The 24,535-nt window shown below is 62.1% G+C and carries 19 protein-coding genes and 1 pseudogene; 8 read left to right on the forward strand and 12 right to left on the reverse strand.

From position 1 onward, the window contains the following. Positions 1–573: 573 nt before the first annotated feature. Positions 574–1,055: pseudogene (locus tag EJ066_RS31590) on the reverse strand (GNAT family N-acetyltransferase). Between the two features lie 124 nt (positions 1,056–1,179). Continuing rightward, positions 1,180–1,869, reverse strand: coding sequence for a haloacid dehalogenase type II (locus EJ066_RS01320; protein ID WP_126034457.1), 690 nt, complete (start codon positions 1,867–1,869; stop codon positions 1,180–1,182). Between the two features lie 583 nt (positions 1,870–2,452). On the opposite strand from EJ066_RS01320, the gene EJ066_RS01325 reads away from it, so the two are divergent. The 3 genes from EJ066_RS01325 to EJ066_RS01335 all read left to right on the forward strand — a co-directional run bounded on the left by EJ066_RS01325 (position 2,453) and on the right by EJ066_RS01335 (position 5,642). Then, the gene (locus tag EJ066_RS01325; RefSeq protein WP_126034458.1) at positions 2,453–3,529 is read left to right on the forward strand and encodes a phosphotransferase; all 1,077 of its coding nucleotides are present in this window, start codon (positions 2,453–2,455) and stop codon (positions 3,527–3,529) included. Next, positions 3,526–4,896, forward strand: coding sequence for an aspartate aminotransferase family protein (locus EJ066_RS01330; protein WP_126034459.1), 1,371 nt, complete (start codon positions 3,526–3,528; stop codon positions 4,894–4,896). The genes EJ066_RS01325 and EJ066_RS01330 overlap by 4 nt, the downstream gene beginning before the upstream one ends. Positions 4,897–4,976: 80 nt before the next feature. After that, positions 4,977–5,642: a GntR family transcriptional regulator gene (locus EJ066_RS01335; protein ID WP_126034460.1), complete on the forward strand. Its 666-nt coding sequence runs from the start codon at positions 4,977–4,979 to the stop codon at positions 5,640–5,642. A 258-nt stretch (positions 5,643–5,900) separates the two neighbouring features. Here the strand turns inward: EJ066_RS01335 and EJ066_RS01340 are convergent, their stop codons facing one another. From EJ066_RS01340 to EJ066_RS01350, 3 genes are all read right to left on the reverse strand, one after another. Continuing rightward, the gene (locus EJ066_RS01340) at positions 5,901–7,355 is read right to left on the reverse strand and encodes an aldehyde dehydrogenase family protein (RefSeq protein WP_126034461.1); all 1,455 of its coding nucleotides are present in this window, start codon (positions 7,353–7,355) and stop codon (positions 5,901–5,903) included. Between the two features lie 94 nt (positions 7,356–7,449). Then, entirely contained in the window at positions 7,450–8,619 is a 1,170-nt protein-coding gene (locus EJ066_RS01345; protein ID WP_126034462.1) for an alanine racemase, read from the reverse strand. A gap of 20 nt (positions 8,620–8,639) precedes the next feature. Continuing rightward, positions 8,640–9,506 carry a GNAT family N-acetyltransferase gene (locus EJ066_RS01350; protein ID WP_126034463.1) on the reverse strand — a complete coding sequence of 289 codons (867 nt, stop codon included), beginning with the start codon at positions 9,504–9,506 and terminating at the stop codon, positions 8,640–8,642. A 298-nt stretch (positions 9,507–9,804) separates the two neighbouring features. Here EJ066_RS01350 and EJ066_RS01355 point away from each other — a divergent pair, with 298 nt between their 5' ends. Then, the gene (locus EJ066_RS01355; RefSeq protein ID WP_126034464.1) at positions 9,805–10,743 is read left to right on the forward strand and encodes an ornithine cyclodeaminase family protein; all 939 of its coding nucleotides are present in this window, start codon (positions 9,805–9,807) and stop codon (positions 10,741–10,743) included. 41 nt (positions 10,744–10,784) lie between these two features. Here EJ066_RS01355 and EJ066_RS01360 read toward each other — a convergent pair whose 3' ends face one another. Next, positions 10,785–11,663, reverse strand: a complete 879-nt coding sequence (locus EJ066_RS01360) for a LysR family transcriptional regulator (RefSeq protein WP_126034465.1) — start codon at positions 11,661–11,663, stop codon at positions 10,785–10,787. A 74-nt stretch (positions 11,664–11,737) separates the two neighbouring features. Here EJ066_RS01360 and EJ066_RS01365 point away from each other — a divergent pair, with 74 nt between their 5' ends. The 4 genes from EJ066_RS01365 to ltaE all read left to right on the forward strand — a co-directional run bounded on the left by EJ066_RS01365 (position 11,738) and on the right by ltaE (position 15,972). After that, a complete protein-coding gene (locus tag EJ066_RS01365; protein WP_126034466.1) occupies positions 11,738–12,805 on the forward strand; it encodes a four-carbon acid sugar kinase family protein in 1,068 nt (355 codons plus the stop codon). Then, positions 12,802–13,800 carry a 4-hydroxythreonine-4-phosphate dehydrogenase PdxA gene (pdxA, locus tag EJ066_RS01370; RefSeq protein WP_126034467.1) on the forward strand — a complete coding sequence of 333 codons (999 nt, stop codon included), beginning with the start codon at positions 12,802–12,804 and terminating at the stop codon, positions 13,798–13,800. The genes EJ066_RS01365 and pdxA overlap by 4 nt, the downstream gene beginning before the upstream one ends. Before the next feature lie 11 nt (positions 13,801–13,811). Next, positions 13,812–14,867, forward strand: coding sequence for a cupin domain-containing protein (locus EJ066_RS32510; RefSeq protein ID WP_189644413.1), 1,056 nt, complete (start codon positions 13,812–13,814; stop codon positions 14,865–14,867). Positions 14,868–14,940: 73 nt separating this feature from the next. Then, entirely contained in the window at positions 14,941–15,972 is a 1,032-nt protein-coding gene (ltaE, locus tag EJ066_RS01385; protein WP_126034468.1) for a low-specificity L-threonine aldolase, read from the forward strand. Positions 15,973–16,276: 304 nt separating this feature from the next. Here the strand turns inward: ltaE and EJ066_RS01390 are convergent, their stop codons facing one another. The 6 genes from EJ066_RS01390 to EJ066_RS01420 form a co-directional block, all read right to left on the reverse strand. Further along, positions 16,277–17,599, reverse strand: coding sequence for an FAD-binding oxidoreductase (locus EJ066_RS01390; RefSeq protein ID WP_126034469.1), 1,323 nt, complete (start codon positions 17,597–17,599; stop codon positions 16,277–16,279). 889 nt (positions 17,600–18,488) lie between these two features. Next, positions 18,489–19,523 carry an L-threonine 3-dehydrogenase gene (gene tdh, locus EJ066_RS01400; protein WP_126034470.1) on the reverse strand — a complete coding sequence of 345 codons (1,035 nt, stop codon included), beginning with the start codon at positions 19,521–19,523 and terminating at the stop codon, positions 18,489–18,491. After that, the gene (locus tag EJ066_RS01405) at positions 19,523–20,713 is read right to left on the reverse strand and encodes a glycine C-acetyltransferase (protein WP_126034471.1); all 1,191 of its coding nucleotides are present in this window, start codon (positions 20,711–20,713) and stop codon (positions 19,523–19,525) included. Before EJ066_RS01405 ends, tdh begins: the two co-directional genes overlap by 1 nt. After that, entirely contained in the window at positions 20,704–21,675 is a 972-nt protein-coding gene (locus tag EJ066_RS01410; RefSeq protein ID WP_126034472.1) for a homoserine kinase, read from the reverse strand. Before EJ066_RS01410 ends, EJ066_RS01405 begins: the two co-directional genes overlap by 10 nt. Before the next feature lie 29 nt (positions 21,676–21,704). Continuing rightward, positions 21,705–23,132, reverse strand: coding sequence for a threonine synthase (gene thrC, locus EJ066_RS01415; protein WP_126034473.1), 1,428 nt, complete (start codon positions 23,130–23,132; stop codon positions 21,705–21,707). A gap of 79 nt (positions 23,133–23,211) precedes the next feature. Further along, on the reverse strand, positions 23,212–24,525 hold the full coding sequence (locus EJ066_RS01420) for an FAD-binding oxidoreductase (protein WP_126043710.1): 1,314 nt from the start codon (positions 24,523–24,525) through the stop codon (positions 23,212–23,214). Positions 24,526–24,535: the final 10 nt, after the last annotated feature.

Raw genomic sequence — 24,535 nt, forward strand, 5'->3', positions numbered from 1 at the left:
CCAAGATGTGCACTTGCGGGAGATGAGAAAAGCCGTCCAATCCATCGGTCGCAGAAAGGGATAGCACGGCGTGCTTTTCGGAAATCCGCGAGCCTAATCGGTTGCTCTCCGTTCAGCCTGGTCTGCAAAAACCGCAGATTCAAATCGCGGACACCCAACCACCGATACCGACACTCATTAATTGTGGCGATTTGAGAAGGCGAAGTCGCATCGCTCGAACAAATATGGTAGGCCCGGAGGACGTATTCAAATTCTTGATTTCATTGGCTTTTTCGTGGACACAAGTCAGCCGTCCTTCCGTATCGTTCCGCGCCTGGTGGGAACCCCAGTGGCCAGTCTCGACGTGCCGAATCCAGTCACTGACGGCAGTCTATCGGCATAGAAACTAGCCGAATGACGGAACTGTGAAGCGAGTAACTGAATCCTTGCAATCTGGGGTGATTGCCGGCGACGAAGGGTGTGGCAGGTGCTCTAATCCAATGGAAATCAGACAACGCACTTCATGACGGAGACTGTTCCACCATAGCGGCAGTGAGCGACGGAGAGGCTAAGTCGAGCGCACGCCAAATTCGTTCATAGCACTTGATACATAACGAAGGCGCTAACATAGCCATGTGTCGGGTGCCTGAACGCGCCCGGCAACGTGCCCACGACGTCAAAACCCATCTTCTGCCATAGCGAAATGGCGCGCTGGTTGGTGCTCACCACGAAGTTGAACTGCATGGCCCGATACCCGTGGGCCCGGGCGGTCGCCATTGAGTGTTCGACATACGGCGTGCGACGCCTCTACCTGTCGCGACAGGTGCTGTGACGTATCCACAGTTGCAAACATGCCGACCACCGCCAGCCTGGTTGGGACGCATATAGTAGGTGCCGAGGATGGCGCCCGCTTCCTCGGCAACGAAGACTTCCTTGTCTGCTCCCATCCAGTAGGCAATTGCGTCTGCCCGGCTCAGGTTGCGATCAAGCGCATAGGTTTCTCCCGCTCGGATCACGGGCCCGATGATCGACCAGACGGCGGGAGCGTCAGCGAATGAGGCGGGGCGTAAATGCATGACGGCGTCACTCGTGCGGAAGGGATCCCCAAAAGGCCATGCTTGCTTCCGTTCGAACGGTAAGAGAAGGGGCGAATGAACCGCCCCGGTCTCATCGTAGCAACAGTGCCTGAGCGCTAGTTTTTCAGGCGCGCTTCAGGACCGGCTCCAGGCCGACGGCGGCGGCTAGTCCGCCGATATCCCTGATCTCGGTATATTCATAGAACGGATTGGCGGGTTCGTGGCCGCGGTTGACCCAGACCTTGCTCTTGATCCCCAGGTCGTAGGCCGTCATCAGGTCGTAGCGGAACGAGGAGGAGACGTGGGTGATGTCTTCGGGACCGCAGCCGAGCTTGTCGAGCATATACTCAAAGCCCTTCATCAGCGGCTTATAGGCGCCAACCTCCTCGGCGGTGATGACGGCATGAAAGGGCGCGCCGAGCTTTTCCACATTCGACATGATCAGGTTTTTCATCGAGTTCGAGAGGATCACCAGCGGAATTTCCTTCGCCACCCTGGAGAGCCCTGCCGGAACGTCCGGGTGCGGGCCCCAGGTTGGCACTTCATCAGAGATGCGCTGCGCGTCTTCGGGCTTGAACTGGATACCGATCCGCTTGCAGCTGCGTTCGACGGCATTGTGCACCACTTCGGCGAAAGGCTTCCAAGCTCCCAGGACTTCGTCCAGGCGATAGCCCCTGAAAGCCTCGACGAAGTTGGCCATCGCCTCAGCAGAGAGACGCTCGGCATACACACGCCGCGCTGCACCAGCCATGTCGAAGTTGGTCAGCGTACCATAGCAGTCGAAGGTGATATATTTTGGCCTAAATTTGGTCATGGCGTGCGTTCCTTTCAATTTGACGATCCAGACTGGCCGCTCTCGGCACGCCATAATTGTGCGAACAGTGGAGCATAACTTTTCGAACGTTCGCTGCTTGAAGTGCATTGTACTGAATTTGGCCGCTCCTTAGGCACAATCTGTCGCCCTGCCACCTGCAAGGCCGGACGGGTGGCCAAGCGTGCCGTCACGATCGACACCCCCGCGCAGGCCCGCTCGCACTGCATTTCGGGCAACCCTTCTAAAAAATAATTGTACAACAATTATGAGAGAGCGTTCGGTGCCGGTCTGCTATCGACGGCATGATGGTGCAAGGCGCGCACCTTGATGTCCGCGTTACACGGAAGGGACCGCTGGTCCATATTAGGCAGATATCACTTGATAATTTGTGATCTTTGGTGATGGCACTGAACCAGACACCTGCGGATTGAAGCCCAAAATGGGTCGAGGCTTCCACTGCCCGCCCCTTCAAACCAGAAGCCTATCTTGAACTTCTGCACAGATTGTTGTACAAAATGGCACGCGAGATGCGAAGCCTGCGGCGTTGAAGCCCTGTTTCGGCGGCACCTGAACTGAGTGGAACATGGGTTACTATCAACAGACCAAGCCAGCCCGCGCGTCGGAACTTTCCGAAGCCTGCCATCCCGTCGGTGCAGCGGAAGCTGAAGTAATCGCCGAACGTCTCTATAATATTCGCGGCTCGGCCACGCGCTTTGAGACCGAGAAAGATGACACGTTTCTCCTCGACTGCGCGGACCGCGGGAAATTCGTCCTGAAAATCGCTCATCCTTCCGAGCGGGTGGAAGAACTCGATTTCCAGGTCACCCTGTTGCGGCATATCGCAGAGCGCGCTCCGGACCTGCCCATCCCCCATCCCCATCGCGACGTCGATGGCGCTGATTTGCCCGTCGTCACGACAAGTGCCGGGGAGCGGCGTGTGGTGCGGCTCGTCACCTTCCTCGATGGTATCCCACTCGACCGGACAGTTTCCACGGCGCAGCAGCGCGAGCGGATCGGCGAGGTCCTGGCGAAACTGCGCCACGCCATGGCCGATTTCTCCCATCCCGCCGACTCTCGGACCTTGGCATGGGACGTCACCCACCTGCTCGATCTCTCCGATCTGCTGGGCTTCATCCCAGCGGGCGGCAAGCGCGCATGGACCATCCGTGCGCTGGAGCGGTTTGCAGAGATCAAGCCGCAGCTCGACCTGTGCCGGCGGCAGGTGCTCCACAACGATTTCAATACGTCGAACCTGGTGGTTGATCACACTTGCTCGGAGTTCCTGACCGGCGTCATCGACTTCGGCGATGCGGTTCGTACTGCCATCGCCGTCGATGTCTCCACGGCGTTGATGAACCAGATGCCCAAAACCTTCGACCGTGGGAAGCGGCGTGACCTGTTCGACGAACCGCGTGACATTCTGCGCGGCTATCTCCGCCACGCTGAACTGACGGACGAGGAACTCCGGCTCATCCCCTTCCTGGCACAGGGCCGACTTGCGGTCCGCGCGCTTCTGACCTGCTGGCGAGCCGAGCTCTTTCCTGAGAACAGCCGCTACATCCTGCGCAACACCGAGGCGGGGTGGGCTCATCTCGAGTGGTTCAACTCGATGTCGACCGCACAAATATCGGACCTTCTGACGCGAGAGGAACCGCAATGACCCAGCAAGCGACTACCCTGCCCAAGGGCTTCCGTGGCGACATGGCGAATGGCTTCAACCCTCAGGATGCGGCTCATCTCCCGAGTGAAGCCGCGGCGCATCTGGCCAGGCGGCAAAGGCTGCTTGGCCCCGCCTATCGGCTTTTCTATAAGTCGCCGGTGGAGATTTCGCGCGCCAAGGGCGTCTTCCTCTATGACAAGCATGGCAACGAATATCTCGACGCCTACAACAACGTGGTATCGCTGGGTCACTCTCATCCGCGTGTCGTCGAGGCGATCCAGAAGCAGCTCGAAATACTCTGTACCCACACGCGTTACATGCAGGAACCCATGCTGGACTATGCCGAAACCCTGATCAAGACATTCGGTGGCGAACTCGGCCGGACCGGATGCGCGATGTTCACCTGCACCGGCTCGGAAGCCAACGATCTCGCCTTGCGTATCGCGCGTTATCACACACGCAAGACCGGCGTCATTGTCACGGCCGAAGCCTATCACGGCAATAGCGGCGCGGTGGCGGCAATCTCGCCGTCGCTCGGCAAGAAATCGGCGCTGGATCCCTACGTTCGAACGGTCGCTGCCCCGGACTCCTATCGCCTGCCCGTCGCGGAAATCGGCCGGCGGATGGCGGAGGATGTTGCCCGACAGATTGCTGACCTCGAAAGGCATGGCGACGGCCTGGCCGCATTCATCGCTGATTCCGTCTTCTCCTCCGATGGTCTTTATGTCGACCCCACCAATGTGCTGGCGCCAGTTGCTGAAGTCGTCCGCAAGGCCGGAGGCCTGGTCATCGCCGACGAAGTGCAATCCGGTTTCGGGCGGACCGGCACCCACCTTTGGGGACACGCCCGACACAAGGTCGATCCGGATATCGTCACCCTTGGGAAGCCCATGGGCAACGGCTATCCGGTTGCGGGCCTGGTGGTGCGGCCCGAACTCGTAGCCGAGTTCGGGGCCAGCATGCGCTACTTCAACACGTTCGGTGGCAATTCCGTCGCTATCGCCGCCGCGCAGGCCGTGCTCGACACGATTTTCGAAGAGAATCTGATGGACAACGCGACCAGGGTCGGCGGTGAAATCCTCGACGGCCTCCGCAACCTGCAGAACAAATACGAATTCGTCGGTGATGTGCGTGGGGCGGGCCTCTATTTCGCCATCGAGCTCGTCAAGGACCGCGACAGGAAGGTTCCGGACATGGATCGTGCGCTTGCGGCCGTCAATGCTCTGCGCGACCAGCGCATTCTCATCTCCGCGACCGGAGCAGATGCGCATATTCTCAAGATCAGGCCCCCTCTTGTCTTCACATCAGCGAATGCGGGACGTCTGCTCGAAGGTGTCGACAATGCGCTGCGGGCGGTGCAGACCTAGGAGCGGATGCAATAGGATCCTTTGCCGGCGCTGCGGCACCTGACGCAGCTGCACGCGCAACATCATCAACGACCCGGCCCATGAAGCAAGTACAGGACCTTGACGCCAACGCTGAACCCGTCCCCGTTAGCGCTGTGGATATCCTGGCGCAGGACCTGCGACGCCGTATTCTGTCGGGAGATTTTCAGCCTGGCGAATTCCTCCGCGACGCCAGGATGTGCGAGGAGCATTCGACCTCTCGGCACACGTTCCGTGCGGCGGCCCAGTTGCTCGTCACACAGGGCCTGCTGCGCCAGATCCCGAACCGAGGCTTCATGCTGCCCGAGTTCGGAGCGGACGACATTGTCGACATCACACGGGTGCGGGGCGCCATAGAGGGCGAAGCCATTCGCTTTATCGTGCTGACCGGAGTCATTCCGCCCCTAGCGCTCGAGGCGGTTGCGGTCATGCATGCCTCGACCCTGTCCTCAGACAGGTCGGCGTTGGTTACAGCGGACCGCGACTTCCATCGCGCCATCATCGCAGCAAGTGGGAGCGCCCGCCTGAAGCGAGCCTATTCGAACCTCGAAGGGGAGATCGAGCTTCTTCTCGTCCAGCGGCAGGCCTTCTATGGCACCGCCGAGGAAATGGCGCTGGAGCATGAGCGACTTGTCAAAAGCCTGAGAAGCCGCCACTTCGACACCGCCCGGGAGGCCTTCAAGGAGCACTGGCAAGATCTCCAGATCAAGCTGCTCGATCAGCGCTGACAAGCGCTCCCTACATTCGTCACGGCGCAGAACTGGCCAACAGAAATTTGTCCCGCCTTCCCATACCCAACGGCTTGGGCGACTGCCCTTCCCTTAACCGGGACTTCCTAAACCGTGGCAGGTCAGCGTTGTTCCCAAACATCAAGCATGCCGTAATACCGGACTGCCAAGGGCCGAGGCTCTTCGAGGGTACTCCCAAACAGACAGCTATTCGCGGCACATAGCATGAAGGGCAGCGTTTCTGCACGATGCAGGAGCCTAGAAATAACCGAGTATAGATTTGACCTCGAGATACTCCAACATGCCCTCGAGACCATACTCGCGTCCGTTTCCTGATTGCTTGAACCCGCCAAACGGCGCGTGGGGATCCCAGGCCGGATAGTTGAGATGCACCTGACCGGCGCGGATGCGTGACGCAACGTCTTTGGCACAATTCATATTTCTGCCCTGCACATGCGCCCCGAGGCCATAGACGGTGTCGTTGGCGATGGCGACGGCCTCGTCCACCGTGTCGTAGGGGATGATGCAGAGAACCGGCCCGAAAATCTCCTCCTGGGCGATGCGCATGTCACTGCGCACCTCCGAAAAAATCGTCGGCTTGACATAGAGCCCGACATTCAGGCCGTTCGGACGGCCCTCTCCGCCGGTGACGAGCTTTGCGCCTTCCGAAATGCCGACGCCGATCATGGTCTGGATCCGGTCGAACTGGGCGCGGTTGGCGATTGCACCATGCGTGGTGGTCTCCAAGAGAGGATCGCCGACGACGATCTCGTCCGCGGCCCGCTCGGCGATCAACTCGATCTCGGCAAGCCGCGCCCGCGGCACGATCATACGGGTTGGCGCGCTGCATGACTGGCCGAGATTGCGGAAGCCAGCGGCCACGCCCAGAGCTACGGCGCGATCGAGATCGGCGTCGGGCAGGATCACGTTCGGCGACTTGCCGCCGAGCTCCTGCGCGACGCGCTTGACGGTCGGTGCGGCCGCCTGGGCCACCGCGATCCCGGCTCGGGTAGAGCCGGTGATCGAGATCATGTCGACATCCGCGTGGGATGCGAGACGCGCCCCTACGCACGGACCATCACCATGGACGAGGTTGAAGACACCGGCGGGAAAGCCGGCTTCCTCGATAGCCTCGGCGAACAAAAGGGCGCTCAAGGGAGAAAGCTCGCTTGGCTTCAGCACGAGCGTGCAGCCCGCGGCGAGCGCCGGCGCGACCTTGGCGGTGATCTGGTAGAGCGGCCAGTTCCATGGCGTGATCAGCGCGCAGACACCGACCGGTTCGCGGGTGACAGCCGTGTGGCCACGCTGCTCGACGAAGGTGAAGGCTGTCAGGACATCACGAGCGGTCTTCACATGGGCGATCGCCAGCGGAACCTGCGCCGTGCGCGCATAGCCGATGGCTGCGCCCATTTCGAGGGTCAGGCATTGTGCGATTAGTTCACGGCGCGTTTCGAGCAGCGCCTGCAGACGATGGAGCAAGCTCGCGCGATATTCCGGCTCGGTCCGGCTCCAAGTGGCAAATGCCCGGCGGGCCGCGGAAACGGCCGCGTCCACGTCCTCGCCATTTCCGAGCGGAAATCGCGTCACCACTTCTTCCGTCGCCGGATTCGTGACGGCGGCCTGGCCAGTGCCCCTTGGCGCGCGCCATTCGCCGTCGATGAAGAATGTGCCGAGGCGGCCGTTGCGAGACAGGTGCTCGAGGGGCGTGGTCATGTCACGAGGTCCTTCATCCCAATAGGTAGGCGCCGAGGATTGGCAGGAACCGGGGACGCCAGAAATATCCGGGGATCGCCGGCCAGCGGAACTTCTACCAGCCGCGGATCCGCTCCCACCGCGCGTCGATCTCCGGACTTCCTCCGTTGACGACGCTGTAGAAATCGTGCTGGCCGGCCATCGCGCAGGCGTGGTTTGGCAGGATCCGCACCCGGGTACCGACCCGAAGGTCTGGCATGCTCTTGGCCGAGCCGCTGCGGATCGCCAGGATGCCGTGTTCCTGGCTGGCCTGTGATACGATCACGTCTTCGAGCACGCAACCCGCCCCGTCGCATACCAGTCCGTAACCCTGATCTACCCGCTGGCTCGCGGTGCCGCGATCGCGCGAGAGCGCCATCCACCCCGCGTCGACAAGCACCCAGCCCTTCTCCGGCTTAGCGCCGACCACCGTGGCCAGCACGGAAATCGCGATGTCGTCGATGGCACAGACCCCGACCCCGTGCTGGACGAGGTCGAAGAACATGTAGACCCCGGCGCGCAACTCCGTGACGCCGTCCAAGTTCTTGGCGAAGTGCGCGGTCGGGGTCGAGCCGAGGCTGACGATCGGGCATGCATGACCGCGAGCGCGCAGGATTTCGGCGGCGCGCACGGTGGCCGAACGCTCGTTCTCGGCTGCCTTCACCAGCGCGTCTGACGTGCTCAAGCCATAGGACTCGCCCGCATGGGCCAAGACGCCGGCAAGGTTGGCTCCCGCAGCGACGACCCGATCGGCGACCTCGATGAGCTTGGGATCGTCCGGCTTGAGGCCACCGCGATGGTCGTCGCAATCCAGTTCGATGAGCACGGACGGCGTGACGCCCGTGGCCTTGCGGACATCGGCCAGGGCATCGGCCTGTTCAACGGTATCAAGCAGCAGCTTCAGGTCGACGCCGGTGCGGCCGCAAAGCTCCGCGGCACGCAGAGCCGAGGCCGGCGACAGGCCGACCGCATAGGTCATGTCGCGATAGCCGTGGCTGGCGAAGTATTCCGCCTCGGCGATGGTCGAGACCGTGATCGGGCCGGGTTCGTCCGGGAACACGTGTCGAGCAACGTCGATGCTCTTGGCCGTCTTCATGTGCGGGCGCAACACGACGCCCAGCCTCCTGGCGCGGTCGGCGAGACGCTTTATGTTGCGCTCGAGCTTCCCGCGATCCAGCAACAGCGCCGGGGTGACAAGGCCGTCGATCTTCTGGACCGGTTTCAGCAATTCCGCGTTCGTTGCCATGTTCCCGATGTTCCTCAAAACTAACCGAAGGACTGGTTCGCCAAGGCATACATGCGGGCCGCGCCATCGGGCGTTGGCCGCCGCCCCTTGACCATGGCGGTGGCTCCGCCCACCCTGACAAGGCCCAGGCTTTCCAGCCAGTCGCCCAATCCATGCTCGGCATAGACGTCGATGCGCACGAACTGGCCGTGGAGCTTGGAAAGATGATCCAGGATCAGGCGTTGCGCGTCTTCGGCGCTTTCGGCGGCAACAGGGCCGACCACGTAGCCGCGTCCAAACTTCCTTGCGATGGCATAACCCGCGATCCTTCCACTGCGCTCTATCACCACCACGTCGCCCACTTCGGCAAGCGCGGCCACCATCGGCCCTCGTGGCATGCCGGTGGCCCGTTCGTCGAAAGCCTGGATCGCCGGAAGGTCGGAAACCGTCGCAGGCCGGATGTCGCCGCAGGCCTTCGCCGACACGGCGACGTTCAGCGGGCCTTGGTGCTGGAGCACGGTGCCCCAAACGGTGAAGCCGCGTTGCCTGTAGAGCGTCAGCCCATCTTCGGTCGAATTGAGCAGCACGTTGCGACCTTCCGTCGCCTCAAGCAACGCGTTGAAGAGCCGCGAGCCATTGCCGCCGCCTTGCGCGGAGCGGGTGACGATGATCATCCCGGCCGAGGCATAGGCCTGCCCGTAGTTCCACCACATTGCCGAGCCGATCACCTCGCCTGAACGCTCGAGGACAAGGCCCTCGCCCAACCTGGCGGCAAACTCCCAGTCCTCGCTGCGGTAAGGCCAGCCCATTTCCTGCGACAGCTTCAGCGCGCCCGGCACATGGCTGGTCTCGAACGCGATCAGCTCGGTCGGATCGCCGACAATGTCAGTGTTGAGTCCAACGGCCATGCGCAAGCAGCCTTCACTTCATCCAGAGATCGAATCTCAAGGTGGCGTCCGGCGCACAGATTTCGCTGCTGTTTTGCTCGTTCAGATCAGCGAGATTATTCGTTTTGAGCCATTCCTCGGCATACCAAACTGCGCAAAGCGGGCGAAGTATATCCGGCGCCTCGTATCGCCTCGCTTTCATCGTTTGGCGATCCGTGTTGCGCCCGCACGGGTTCACAACGGACGCGATCCAAGCCCCCCGCAATCGGACAGTCGCAAACACGCCCAACGATGAACCGTTGCTCAGGAGGTATTCGGGATGATCTACATCAGCGAAGAGGAGTCAGCCGCCCTGGTCACCCATGAACTGGCTTTCGAGGCCGTGCGGAGAGCTCTCGTTGCTGCCGCTTCGAAACAGAGCCTGGTCTTCCCTGCGGTTCTCGGGCGTGCACGGGAGGCGACCAATACCTTCTCAATCAAATCCGGTTCGTCGGACCAGCTAACCGGAGTCAAGATCGGCTCCTTCTGGTCGGGCAATCCCGCGCGCGGCCTGCCCCGCCACAACTCCACCGTCGTCCTGCTCGACCAGGAAACCGGACGACTCAGTGCGGTGATTGAGGCCGGTAAGGTTAACGCCTACAGGACGGCCGCCGCCGACGCGGTTGCGGCCGATCTTCTTGCACGGAAGCAAGCCAAGCTTCTGGCGATCTTCGGCGCAGGCAATCAGGCGGGTTTCGAGGTGACAGCCCTTGCTCGCATCCGCCCCATCGAGACCGTGTTGATCGTGGCCAGTCCCTCACCACGCCGCGACGCTTTCGTAGACCGGATCCGGGACCACGGCCTGACTGCACGCGCGGTACCGGCCGAAGAAGCCGTACGCTCGGCCGACATCGTGGTGACGGCGACACCCTCGCGCCAACCGCTGTTCGATGCGACGTGGGTGAACCCCGGGACTCATATCGTGAGCATGGGTTCGGATGCCCCGGGCAAGCGCGAATTGGCGAGCGAATTGTTGTCGAGGGCAAGCCTGTTCTGCGACCTGCCTTCCCAGTCCCTTCAAATCGGTGAGTTCCAGCATGTGCGCGAGTCGGTCGAAGCGGGCACACTCATCGTGACGCCAATCGGCGATGTGATCGAAGGCCGTGGGCCGGGACGCCGTTCCGACGAGGAGATCACCGTCTTCGACAGTTCCGGCATATCCCTACAGGATCTCTACATGGCCGAGGCGCTGATCCGCGCTAAGGCGTCCCACCGCTGATCGCGCACGAGGGACTTGACCGACTTCTACTGCATACCTTCTCAGCCAAACGAAATCTTGCATTCTGCTTCCAGCCATCGAGCAAGATCGTGAACTTTCCCAGACAGTTCAGGTTCTCCTATCCATATGAGCCCGTAGTGGGTCCCGTCGGGATCGAAACCGGCCGGTGCGATGAGCCGCTCTCTATCTATGTCGTCGGTTGCAAGGACCATGGGACTCAGGGCAACGCCCAACCCCGCCGATGCGGCTTCAACGATCAGAAAGTGATGGTCGTAGAAGCGGATTTCCGTGGGGCGCGGCACCGAGGGGTGGAGGGAAAGCCAGTGCAACCACGCGCCCGGCCGGGTCTTTGAACCCAGCGCGATATACTCCCCCGAGGCAAACGCCGGCGCGAGGTGAGGGCTCATGACCGGCCCCATCTTTTCAGGAAAAAGGCGCTGGACATGCCAGGCGTCGGGCAGCGCGAAGTCGAGCCGGCGAATGGCGATATCTATCCGGTCGCGACGGAACTCGACGGGACCGCCGCCCACTGACAGATGCAAGGCGATATCGGGATGCGCGCTCTGGAAGTTCGCCAGTCGCGGAATGAGCCAACGCATCGCGACCGAGGGTTCGCAGGAGAGAACCAGAGCGTTTTGCCGAGCGTTGGCGGTCCGGAGGCTTTCGACGGTTGTCGCCAGTTCCGTGAAGAACCGGCCAAGCGTGAGGTTGAGGGTCTCTCCAGCCGGCGTGAGCCGCAGGCCCCGGCCACTTTTCTCGAAAAGCTTGAATCCAAGATCTTCGGACAGCTTGGTAATCCGACGGCTGATGGCCCCATGGGTCAAGGCGAGCCTGTCCGCGGCCAGCCGGACCGAGCCGAGACGAGCCGTCGCCTCGAACGCTCGAAGATCATCCAGCGAGGGTATGTCGGACCGCTTCATCGGTGATTTCTTATCACCGATCAGACCGAAAAACTATCGCTTTATGAACGGCTTTGGGTCGGCATAATTGATTCATGCGAACCAATAGACAGTATACGATCGGCATCCTTGCCGACGACCTGACCAGCGCCGCGGACGGCGCCGGCCCGTTCGTCGAGCGGGGCTTGAGAGCCGTAGTCGGCCGGGGATGCCTGCCGAAGGAGGGGGCAACGATCGTCGCCGTCGATAGCGGATCTCGATCTGTTGCCGCGACGCAGGCTGCGGAACGCGCGGCGGACCTTGCCGCGCAACTCGCTTCGCGCGATGTCCTCTACAAAACCGTGGACTCCACGCTGCGGGGCCATGTGACGGCTGAGCTGGAGGCCGCTTTCAAGGCAAGCGGCCGCAAGATGCTTGTCTTTGGCCCGGCGTTCCCCGCTGCAGGACGCACGACCGTCAGAGGCGTTCAACTTGTGGATGGCGTACCGGTAGGCGAAACCGCCTACTGCCGCGACCCCGTTCATCCGGCGCGGCACTCGCGGCTGGTCGACTTTGTTCCTGACACCGTCGGCAACGTCGTCATCCTCGACGCCGCGACGCAGGACGATCTCGACACACAGATTGCCGCTCTGCCGGAACCGCAATCGATCCTTTGGGTGGGTTCTCCCGGCATGGCGGTGGCCTTGGCGAAACGCCTTGCGACGGTTGCGGGTGGATCGAATGCGACCGTGGCGGCTCATGGCGACATTCTAGTCGCAATCGGCAGCGCCAACCCGCTCAGCCATCGTCAGGCCGATGAGATCGCCGCGGAAGCTGGGGTCACCTTGCTGCGGGCTCCGGTCTGGCGCGCGGATGATCCCATGTCCGTGTTGCGTGACATCGCTCAGGATGCGACTGGACGACTGCGCGACAAGCGCTTCGATGTCGTGATCGCCACCGGCGGGGATACTATGGAAGCCATTCTCGACGGCCTGAATATCCGGGCGTTCGATATCCTGCGGGAGTTCGAGCCAGGCTTTCCGCTGGGTCGCGCCTTGCTCGGGGATGGGCGCGAGCTTCTTATCGCCATGAAGGCCGGTGGCTTCGGTGACGACGATACGCTTCGTCGTGCAATCGCCCAACTCCGCCAGAACACTATAGTACGAGAACAAGCATTGTCATGACCCGAGCCGCTCCCCTTGCCATCACGATGGGTGATGCCTCCGGCATCGGCCCGGAGATCGTGGCGAAGACGTTGGCCAGAGGCGATGAGCGCGCGGTCATCTTCGGCAGCTACCTCGTGATGGAGGACGTCGTCCGTCGTCTGGGTCTCGACCTGACGGTCAGGCATATCGCCGGACTTGGAGAAACACGCTTCGAGCCGCGGTCCATCGAGGTGGTCGAGGCGACCCAGATCCGGGCGCTGCCGCCGCTTGGGACCGTCAACGCCATTTCCGGCCAGGCTTCCTTCGATGCAATTGTAGCCGCCATAACAGCGGCTAAGGCCGGCACCATCAGCGGCATCGTTACAGCACCGATTAACAAGAAAGCGATGGGATGCGCGGGCATTCGCTATCCCGGCCATACCGAGATTCTGGCCGACTATGGCGGCGCAAAGCGAGTTGCGATGATGCTGGCCAATGACGATATCCGCACGGTTCTCGTCACCATCCACACGTCGCTTCGCAAGGCTATCGACCAGGCGGATTTCGACGCGCAGATGTCGGCGATCCGGTTGGCCCATGACGGCGGCAAGGCCCTCGGGATTGCGGCACCACGCGTTGCAGTGGCAGGGCTCAATCCCCATGCCGGCGAAGGTGGTCTCTTCGGTGACGAAGAAATCCGGATCATCCGGCCAGCGATTGAGGCGGCGCGCGCCGAGGGCATCGATGCCAGCGGCCCATGGCCCGGCGACACGGTCTACATGCAGGCCCGCAAGGGTCGCTTCGATGTGGTCGTAGCCCAATATCACGACCAGGGCCTGATCCCGGTAAAATATCTCGGACTCGAGAAGGGCGTGAACATCACGCTGGGCCTGCCGTTCGTTCGCACGAGCCCCGACCACGGAACGGCATTCGATATCGCAGGTCAAGGCATCGCCGATCCCACCAGTCTGGAGACCGCGCTCACCTACGCCCGGCGGCTCGTCGCCGCGCAAACCAAGACCAAGGAACTTTAGAGGGTAGTCCAATGGGCCTTCGCTTCATCTTCATGCTCACCCGCAACGACCGCACTGTCGAGGACGCGTCCAAACAACTCCAGACCGCCTTGAAGCTCGGCGTACGCCACATCGGCTTCAAGGATATCGGCCTGCCGATCGAGCAGTTGAAATCCCTCAACGCCGCCATCAAGGCGGGCGGGGCGACATCCTATCTGGAAGTCGTGTCGCTCGACCGCGACAGTGAGATCGCCTCTGCACGCGCCGCGACCGAGATTGGCGTGGATGTGTTGCTGGGAGGCACGCGCGTCGATGACGTCCTGCCGGTGATCGCCGGCACAGACATCCAGTATTGCCCCTTCCCGGGCCGTATCGCGGGCCACCCGAGCGTGCTGGAAGGCAGCATTGCCGAGATCGTCGACAGTGCCCGGACGCTCGCGGCACGCGATGGTGTGCATGGCCTGGACCTATTAGCCTACCGGTCCAAGGAAGACGTGCCAGTGCTGATCAAGGCAGTCTGTGCCGCAGTATCCAAGCCCGTCTATGTCGCCGGATCCATCGATACACCGGCGCGGATCGGCGTGGTCAAGGACGCTGGAGCCGCCGGTTTTACCATCGGCACCGCCGCGCTCGATGGCAAATACCCGGCGCCGGAAAAGGATGTGTCGAGCCAGCTCGCTGCGATCCTGCGCGACGTCGCCGCGCTCAACAGGCACATCTCGCCGTTCCACAAGAAGAATTTGGCGCGCTCCTTCGAGCATTTCTCGGATACCTGGTCGCCCAAGGTCGCAGGCCAGGTCAACAACATTCAGGTCAAGCTCGCCAAGTTCGCGGGCGAGTTCGTCTGGCACTTCCACCCGCAGGAGGACGAGCTGTTCTTCGTGCACAAGGGGCGCCTGCTCATGAAGTTCCGCGATCGCGACGAGATCGTCGAGCCGGGCGAATTCATCGTCGTGCCGCATGGCGTAGAGCATTGCCCAGTCGCCCTGGATGACACCTGCGAGGTCATGCTGCTTGAGCCGGACAGCACGGTGAACACCGGCTCGGCAAAGTATGCGCGCAGGGTGACCGAGCTCGGTCGGGTTTGAGGCGAGTGCGCGAACTCGTGGACTGGCACCGCAGTTCGGTGGCACCGTAGTTCACCTCGATAGGGTCTCGATAATGCAATCCAATGCTATCCGCCTCGACTTCCGCTCCGATACGGTCACCCGCCCCACCCCACAAATGCGTGCGGCGATGGCGGCCGCCGAAGTGGGCGACGATGTGTTGGGCGATGATGTCACGGTCCAGGCGCTCGAGGCGCGCGTTGCCACGATGTTCGGCAAAGAAGCGGGACTCCTGCTGCCGACCGGCACTATGGCCAATCTCGCTGCCATCATGAGCCATTGCCAGCGCGGCGAGGAGTATCTCTGCGCGAGCGGAGCGCATACCTATCTGTGGGAAGCGGGGGGCGCTGCCGTCCTGGGCTCGGTCCAGCCGCAGCCTTTGCCGGTCCGGGCCGACGGCACTATCCCCATCGAGGATCTACACGCCGCGGTTAAGGATGACGATCCGCATTTTGCAATCACGCGTCTGGTCACGATAGAGAACACGTTCGCCGGGCGGGTATTGCCGCGAGAACATCTGGCCGAGGTCGTCGAATTTGCACGGGAGCGGAAGCTCGCCACTCACCTTGACGGTGCGCGCCTGTTCAACGCGGCAGCGGCGCTCGGCATTGATGTCGGGTACCTGGCAGAGGGCTTCGATAGCGTGTCGTTGTGCCTTTCAAAGGGGCTCGGGGCGCCGCTCGGATCAGTACTGGTTGGCAATGCCACATTGATCGCCCGTGGGCGCCGGTGGCGCAAGATGCTCGGCGGCGGAATGCGGCAGGCGGGAATAATCGCTGCGGCGGGGCTGCACGCGCTCGACCATCACGTCGACCGTCTGGTCGAGGATCACGCCAACGCTCAGGCACTCGCGGACGGCTTCACGGGTATCGAGGGATTGCAGGTGACGCCGCCGCAGTCCAACGTAGTGTTTGTCGAGCTCGCGCCCGAGCTGGCGACCCAGCTTTCAAAAGCGCTGCGTGAACTCGGCATCGCGGCGAGTTTCTGGCCGGGTGGACGGATGCGCTGGGTTACCCATCTCGACGTCGATCGTGTCGCCGTTGACGAGGCAATCGCAGCGGTGCGCGAGGTCGCGGAGGCGCCGTGAGCGCACAGTACGGCAAAGATCGAGCCGTTAGACCGCGCCCGCCTTCAGCCGCAGGCGGGATGATCCGAAGGTTGGACGGACAGCGCCCGATCGAAGCCCAACCTTCCTCCCAGGCTAGGGGTGCTGCCGACCGGGCAGGTCGACCGAGCGTGGCGCTCTTCCGAGCGGATTCTGGTGTAACTCCTACCACTTTGAGCTCATGCACTCGCAGACTTGACTGCGAGGGAACGTGGGGAGTCCGCTCACCGTCTACTGACACCTTGACTTCGCGTCGTGTGCGGCAGGCCTGACTTTCGGCTGATCTTCAGATAGCGGCGATGTCCAGCTTCGAACCGTCGACCAGACGCGACAGGCGGAACGGTGTAGGATCGACGCAAGGCGTGTCGTTTACGACGAGCTCTGCGGCCAGATGGCCAAGCCCCGGACCCAAACCGAAGCCGTGGCCCGAGCAGCCCGCCGCGAGGACGAGGCCTTTCACCCCGTCCACCTGCGACACCACAGGCACTGCGTCCGGCGTGCAATCGACGAAGCCGCCCCAGGCGCTATCGATCTCTATATCGCCGAGTTGAGGGAAGGTTTTCCGGACACTCTCCACCACTTGGCCTACCAGCCATTTCAAGGGTGGAGGGTCCAGCACGCGATTCTTTTCGAATATCCGATCGTCACTGGTCAGGAGCGCCGGCAATGAATCCGGCCCCGAAACGAACGATTGGCCGATGCCGAGCCTGACGTTCTTCAGGCGACGCAAGAATTGCGGCATGAATTCCCGGCTATACCGGATAGCCTGGGGCGTGATTTCGAGGTTCGCCTTGCCGCTGATCGCAAGCGTATAGCTGCCGTCCAGTCGGCGCGTGATCGTGCAGTAGGGTGTGGAGACCGCCTCGCCTATATTGATTGTCGGGGTGGAACGCAGCGCGGTCTGCCGGATGCTCGCTTGGGGGAAACTGATCCCGAGCGGCCTCAGGAAGCGCGAGGACCAGGCGCCAGCGGCGCACAGCACCGCGCTGGTTCTGATGTAGCCCTTCTCCGTGTGCACGCCCGCAATCTTGCCATTGGCCAAGTCGAGCGCCCGCGCGGCGCATTCCTGGTGGATCGTGGCGCCCAGAGCTCTGGCCCCATCGGCGATAGCCGGCGCGGCGAGCGCAGGTTCGGCCTTACCGTCCCGGTCCGAATAGGTCCCGCCGACCCATTTGTCGCGCGCTTCGGGGACGCGTTCGGCCACCTCCGCCCGGCTCAGCACGCGGGTGTCGACCTCGTACTCCCTGGCGACCTCGCGCCACCTTTCCCAGCCGGCGAGCACAGCCTCGTCGTGAGTCGCATAGACGAGACCGCACCGTCGAAATCCAAGGTCCCGATTGATATCGCGCGTGAGCTCGTCCCACAGTCGCATGGAGATCACCGAGAGCGGCAGTTCGCGCCGATCGCGGTTCTGCTGGCGGCACCAACCCCAGTTTCGGCTCGATTGTTCACAGGCGACGTGGCCCTTCTCGAGCAGAGCCACAGAGAGGCCACGCTTCGCCAGGAAATAGGCGGCCGTAGAGCCGAGGATGCCGCCGCCGACGATGACGACGTCGACCTCGGCCGGAAGACGCTCATCGCTGTGAATGCGTTCGACTCGGGGCGACATGTTTCAACCAACCTCGGCTGCTAAGAATGCGGAAGCAAAGCTCCGATCAGCCCTTCATCGCATCGTGCGCTCGAAAGAATGTGCCGAAATCATCCAGAACTTCGCCAGATGTGCAGGTTTTTGATCGCTTGATCGATACGAGCTGCTCAAGCGCGACCGAGTTCCAGTTCGGCGCAGGGCGGCGCAACCTGCTCGTGAGTCCGTTGGATCGCGCTTGAGGCTCTTGAGCCTACGAGCGAAGTTGTGGAACTCGGCACCCTAGATGTCGACATCAAGCGCGGCAGATCGGTCGCCTCCTGGAGGTCGATTCCGTAATCGAGAACCTTGGAGAGGGACACGGCAGAGCGCCTGATAGTAGCCACCATCACGCCGAATGATATTTTCACCCTGCGCCGGTCCTCAGGTTCTAGGGTTCGCTTTGCCCGAACACACGAAATTAGCGAACGCGTCAGCGCCACTATGACCTGCGGCGTCTTGCGATCGATCACCTCCAGCGACCCGTAGAAGAAGCGGCGCCCAAGGCCTGCGATAGCCGATCTTGTCAAGATTTGTATCAATGACCCGGCCACAAAACCTCTTGGAAGAGCGGCTTCTGGACATAGGTGTGGTTCCGCTCCACAAGAATGATATCGAAATCCTTGCGGCCGAGCCGGCGAACAAGCTCAAGACCTCCAGCTCCACCGCCAACGATGACTATGCGTTTTCATTTCCTTGCCCAGTCCGCAGTGGAATGCCTCAACGCGACTACCCGCCTGGCGGTGGCGGGCACGATCAAGCTTTGGATTCGATAGCCCCAAGCCAGCGTCATCGTCGCCCTCAGCATGGGTAGGTCGCGCTAATCTGCCTGCTATTCATACCATCGCTGGCAACCCTTGGAGGCCGCCTCGCCTCACCAGTCCATCACCACCTTGCCGGAATTGCCGTTTCGCATGGCGTCGAAGCCGGCCTGGTAGTCGTCTATGCCGATGCGGTGGGTGATCAGGCCGGAGATGTCGAGCGGCCCCTGCACCAGCGCGATCATCTTGTACCAGGTCTCGAACATCTCGCGGCCATAGATGCCCTTGAGATGCAGCATCTTGAAGATGACCTTGTTCCAGTCGATCTCGAAGCCGGTCGGCGCGATGCCGAGGATGGCGATCTTGCCGCCATTGTTCATGGTGTCGATCATGTCGCGGAAGGCATGCGCCGAGCCGGACATTTCGAGGCCGACGTCAAACCCTTCCTTCATACCTTCCTCGCGCATCACGTCGGCGAGTTTTTCCTTCGAGGCATCGACCACATTATGGACGCCAAGCTTTTTCGCCAAGGCGAGACGGGTCGGATTGATGTCGGTGATCACAACTTTCCGCGCCCCTACGCATTGCGCGACCAGCGCACCCATGATGCCGATCGGCCCCGCGCCGGTCACCAACACATCCTCGCCCACCAGATCGAAGGAGAGCGCCGTGTGGACTGCATTGCCGAGCGGATCGAAGATCGCCGCGATCTCGTCCGGCACATCGTCGGGAATCGGCACGACGTTGTGCTGCGGGATGGCGACATATTCGCCGAACGAGCCCGGCCGGTTGACGCCGACACCCAGCGTGTTGCGGCACAGATGCCCCCTGCCCGCGCGGCAGTTGCGGCAGTGGCCGCAGACGATGTGCCCCTCGCCCGACACGCGCTGGCCGAGCTTGTATTCCGTCACCGCGGAGCCGACATCGGCGACCGTACCGACGAATTCGTGGCCGGTCACCATCGGCACCGGCACGGTTCTCTGCGCCCACTGGTCCCAATTGTAGATGTGGACGTCCGTCCCGCAGATCGCCGTCTTCTTGACCTTGATCAGCACATCGTTCGGCCCAATCTCCGGGATCGGGACGCGTTCCAACCAGATGCCGGGCTCAGGGCGAGCTTTGACGAGGGCGCGCATCATGTTGGACATCAGGAAATCACTCCCAGTTCGCGTCCCACCTCGCCGAACGCTTCGACCGCCCGGTTGATATCGCCCGCAGAGTGAGCGGCCGACATTTGCGTCCTGATGCGCGCCTGCCCCTTCGGAACGACCGGAAAGGAGAAACCGATCACATAGATGCCGCGCTCCAGAAGCATGTCCGCCATTTTCGAAGCGAGTGCGGCGTCGCCGATCACCACCGGGATGATCGGATGGTCGGCGCCGGCCAGCGTGAAACCGAGCTTGGTCATGCCGGCGCGGAAGCGCTCGGCATTGTCGTAGAGCCGGCGGCGCAGCTCGCCGCCCTCTTCGATCATGTCGAGTACCTTCAGTGACGCGCCCGCGATCGCGGGCATCAGCGTGTTGGAGAAGAGATAAGGCCGCGAGCGCTGGCGCAGCCATTCGACGATCGGCCTGCTCGCGCTGGTATAGCCGCCGGAGGCGCCGCCAAGCGCCTTGCCGAGCGTACCGGTGAGGATGCCGACCCGGCCTTCCACGCCGCAATATTCCGGCGTGCCGCAGCCATGCTCGCCGACGAAGCCGACGGCATGGCTGTCGTCCACCATCACCATCGCGTCGTATTTTTCCGCGAGGTCGCAGATGCCTTTCAGGTTGGCAATCACGCCGTCCATCGAAAACACGCCGTCCGTGGCAATCAGGCAGAAGCGCGCGTCGGCCGCTTCCTTGAGCCGCTCCTCCAGTTCCTTCATGTCGTTGTTGGCATATCTATAGCGCTGAGCCTTGGAGAGCCGCACCCCGTCGATGATCGAGGCGTGGTTCAGAGCGTCGGAGATGATGGCGTCCTCTTCGCCGAGCAGCGTCTCGAACAGCCCGGCATTGGCGTCGAAGCAGGAGGAATAGAGGATCGTGTCCTCCATGCCGAGAAAGCGCGAGATGCGTTCCTCGAGCTGCTTGTGCTCCTCCTGCGTGCCGCAGATGAAACGCACCGAGGCCATGCCGAAGCCATAACGGTCGAGCGTCGCCTTCGCCGCCTCGCGCAGTTCCTCGCTGTCGGCGAGGCTCAGATAGTTGTTGGCGCAGAAGTTCAGCACCCTGCCGCCACCGGCAACGGCAATCTCCGCCGACTGCATCGACGTGATGACGCGCTCCCTCTTGTAGAGGCCCTCCGTCTCCATCTGTGAAACAAGTTCTCGAATGTGGTCTTCCAAGGTCATCGCCATGATGCCTCCACCTCCCGTGTTGTGTTCTCTCCGCGAAGCACGTGGAGGATGCGCTCAAAGTGAGTGGGATCATGTGCGTTGAGCAGCGCAGCCTCGCGAGGCAGGTGCAGATCCCATAGACGCGAAAGCCAAAAACGAAATGCTCCTGCCCGCTGCATTGCAGGAAGCAATGAGCGTTCGGCTGGAGTAAGCGCGCGAACGGACTCATAGCCGCCGAGGAAAGCGGCGGCTCGCTCGTCGTGTTGGCGGCCGGTGCAACCATCGACACACCAGTCGTTCAGGCACACGGCGATGTCGAACAGAAGAACGTCGCAGCCGGCGAAGTAGAAATCGAAGACGCCCGTTAGCTGCTCGCCGTCGAAGAGCACATTGTCGCGAAAAAGATCGGCGTGCACCGGCCCTTTGGGAAGCTGCTCGTTGGTCAAGGAGGCGGCGATCTGCTTCTGGAAGGTCAGCTCGCTCGTGAGCAACGACCGCTGTTCACTCGAGACGAAACCGCCAATCACCGGCACCGCCTCATCCCACCATCCGAGACCTCGCGGATTGACCTGGTGTCGTGGGTAATCGCTCCCGGCCAGGTGCATCCGCGCCAGGATCTCCCCGACGGAGCGACAATGCGACTTTGTCGGAGCTGTCACACTCTTGCCAGGGAGCCTGTTGACGACCACCGCAGGCCGGCCTTTCAGCGAGTGAAGGATTTCGCCACTGGCGTTGGCAACCGGATCCGGGACCGGCATTTCCCGCGCCGCAAGATGCTTCATGAAATGGAGATAGAAGGGCAATTGCTCGAATGCGAGCCGCTCGAACAGCGTGAGCACATACTCTCCGACTCCGGTGTCCACGAAGTAACTCGTGTTCTCGATTCCGGTCGTGATGCCCCGAACGGAACGCGGCCGGCCCAGACCCAGCGCTCGCGAGAACGCTGCGACTTCGTCGACTGACAGCTCTGTATAGACAGCCATGGCGAGAATCGGTCCCGATACGCAGTTCTTCAGCCGGCGGCACGCTGCACGATCTCGGCGATGTAGCTCGTCACGGCCTGTGCATCGGCGGGAAGGACTTTGAACCGTTTCGGCAAACCCTCTATGCCATCAAACTGCCGCGGTCGATCCGGCTCGCGGTCCAACGCCTCCCTGATCGTTCCCGCAAATTTGACCGGCAGGGCCGTCTCCAGCACGAGCATTGGGGTCTCCGGAACGGAGTGCTTGCGCGCGACCTTCACCCCATCTGCCGTATGCGGATCGATCAGCGTGTTGGAACGCTGCCAGGTGTCACGGATCGTCTCCAACCGGTCGGCGTGGGTGCTCTTGCCGCTGCGGAAGCCGAAACGATCTGCCGCGTGCGCGAAGGCGGGATCACTACTGAGATTGAAAAACCCTTGTTCCCTGAGTTGGCCGTCGAATAAGGACCTCGTCCGACCTGCATCGCGCCCAATCATGTCAAACACAAAACGCTCGAAGTTCGAGGCCTTAGAGATGTCCATGGAAGGACTTGAGGTTTCATGGGTATCCGAGCGGCCCCGCACGCGATAGAGACCGGTGCGGAAGAACTCATCGAGCACGTCGTTCTCGTTGGTCGCGACGATCAGACGGGATATCGGGAGCCCCATCATGCGCGCGACATGACCGGCGCAAACGTTCCCGAAATTGCCCGAGGGAACGGTGAAGTCGACCTTTGACGAATTCTCTTCCGTCACCTGAAAATAGGCAAAGAAGTAGTACACCACCTGAGCTGTCAGCCGGGCCCAGTTGATCGAATTCACGGCGCCGATCCGGTGGCGCCGCTTGAAGTCGGCATCGCCGGACACGGCTTTCACGATGTCCTGGCAATCGTCGAATACTCCTTCGATGGCAATGTTCTGGATGTTTTCGTCCTGCAGGCTGAACATCTGGGCTTGCTGGAAGGCGCTCATGCGTCCGTGCGGCGACATCATGAAGACGCGGATGCCCCTCTTGCCGCGCATCGCATATTCCGCCGCGCTGCCCGTATCGCCGCTGGTCGCCCCGAGTATGTTCAGTCCCTCACCCCGGCGGGCCAGTTCATATTCAAGGAGATTGCCAAGCAACTGCATGGCCATGTCCTTGAACGCCAGCGTGGGCCCGTTCGACAGCTCCGCCAGGTGGAGACCTGTCTCAAGCGCGCGCACCGGCGCGATCCTCACGGTCCCGAATATCTCGGGTGTGTAGGTCTTCGCGCAGATGGCCTTCAGATCGGTGGGCGGAATATCGTCGACGTAGAGCGACAGGATTTCGAAGGCGAGGTCCGGGTAGGACAGGGCGCGCCACCGATCCAGCATGGCGTCATCCACAAGCGGGTAGGTCTCGGGCACATAGAGCCCGCCATCCGGCGCCAGACCTTCAAGCAGGATCTCGCAGAACTTCCTGCGTTCGGGATAACCGCGCGTGGAGATGTAGTACATGTGATACTCTTCCTTGTAGCCGCGATCGTTCAGCCGGTGCCGCAGCGGCGAATGGTCAAAAGGCCGCCACCTTTGGCCGTCAGCGGCGGGCACGCCACCAGGCGATTTTGTCCTTCAGCGCATAGCCCTTGATGATCGCCGGCAAGAACCAGGGATCACCCCTATAGAAGGGGATGGAAGCTGGCGGTCGGAAGTCGAAAGCCGTGCCAGCGTCTTGCGCGCGACCCATCAGCTTGTAGGCGGCACGCGTGCCGACCCACGGTGCCCAGACCACGCCCGAACCGCAAAAGCCGGTGGCATAGACGATGTCATCCTTTTCAAAGATGCGGGGCAGCATGTCGCGGTTCATGGCCACGTTGCCGAACCAGCTGTACGAAAGGCGAACCTTCTCCAGCTCCGGGAAAATTTCTATCAGACCGTTACGCAGGCGGAGCGTCGGGGCTGTCGGATCGCTGTTGCCGCGGGAGCTGTCTCGCCCACCGAGCAGAATGCGCCTGCCGTCGGGTGAAGGACGATAGTAGAAGCCCAGCTCCCGGTTCTCGCCCATCATCATCAGCTTGGGCATCAGCCGCGCCATCAATTCAGGCGGAAGCTCCTCGGTGACGATGATTCGGCTGCGGACGGGAACCAGGCGGCGGCGCAGGAAGGGCGCGCCGCCATCGGTATATCCGTTGGTGCAGACCAGCACCTGCCGAGCCTGCACAGTCCCGGCCGATGTCGCCACACGGAACCCGGACACATCTTTCTCGATGGAAATCACGGGCGTTCGTGAGTGGACCGTCAGCCCGGAAGCCAAGGCCACCCGCAGGAGCTCGGCGTGCAACTTAGCCGGGTGCAAACCGCCAATGTCCATCCGAACCGTGCCGCCGCGGTAGAAGTCGGTGCCGATGTAGTTGCACTGCTCGGCATGCGGAACAGCGTAGGATTCGATCCCCAGCCTCTTCGCCAGCGCCTCGGCGCCACGGGCCATCTTCTGGTACTGGTCGTATCCGAGAGCACCCATGAACCGGCCGACCAGCTGGAAATCGCAGTCGATCCCTTCCGTCTCGATGAAGTCGTACAGGAACTCGCGGGCGATCTTGCCCTCGGCCTCGATCGCCATCGCCTTCGCCTCGCCGAAGCGCCTGGTGATCGTCGCATAGTTCGGTCGGATGCTTCCGCTGGTGATCCCGCCGTTGCGCGACGAAGCTCCTTCCCCGGGGTTCATCGCATCGAAGGCCGCAACTGACCGTCCTTCACGCGCCAGCACCAGCCCGGCGGACAGCCCGGCATAGCCAGCGCCGACGATTGCCACATCTAGCCGCTTTGCCAGCGGCTGCGACGGCAGCGGCCTGACAGGTGCGGCTTCCCACCAGTATGGCGTGTTCTTATCGGCGACTTTCTCCTCATGCACGTGCGTGACT

The sequence above is a fragment of the Mesorhizobium sp. M9A.F.Ca.ET.002.03.1.2 genome, from assembly GCF_003952365.1.
Taxonomy (GTDB): domain Bacteria; phylum Pseudomonadota; class Alphaproteobacteria; order Rhizobiales; family Rhizobiaceae; genus Mesorhizobium.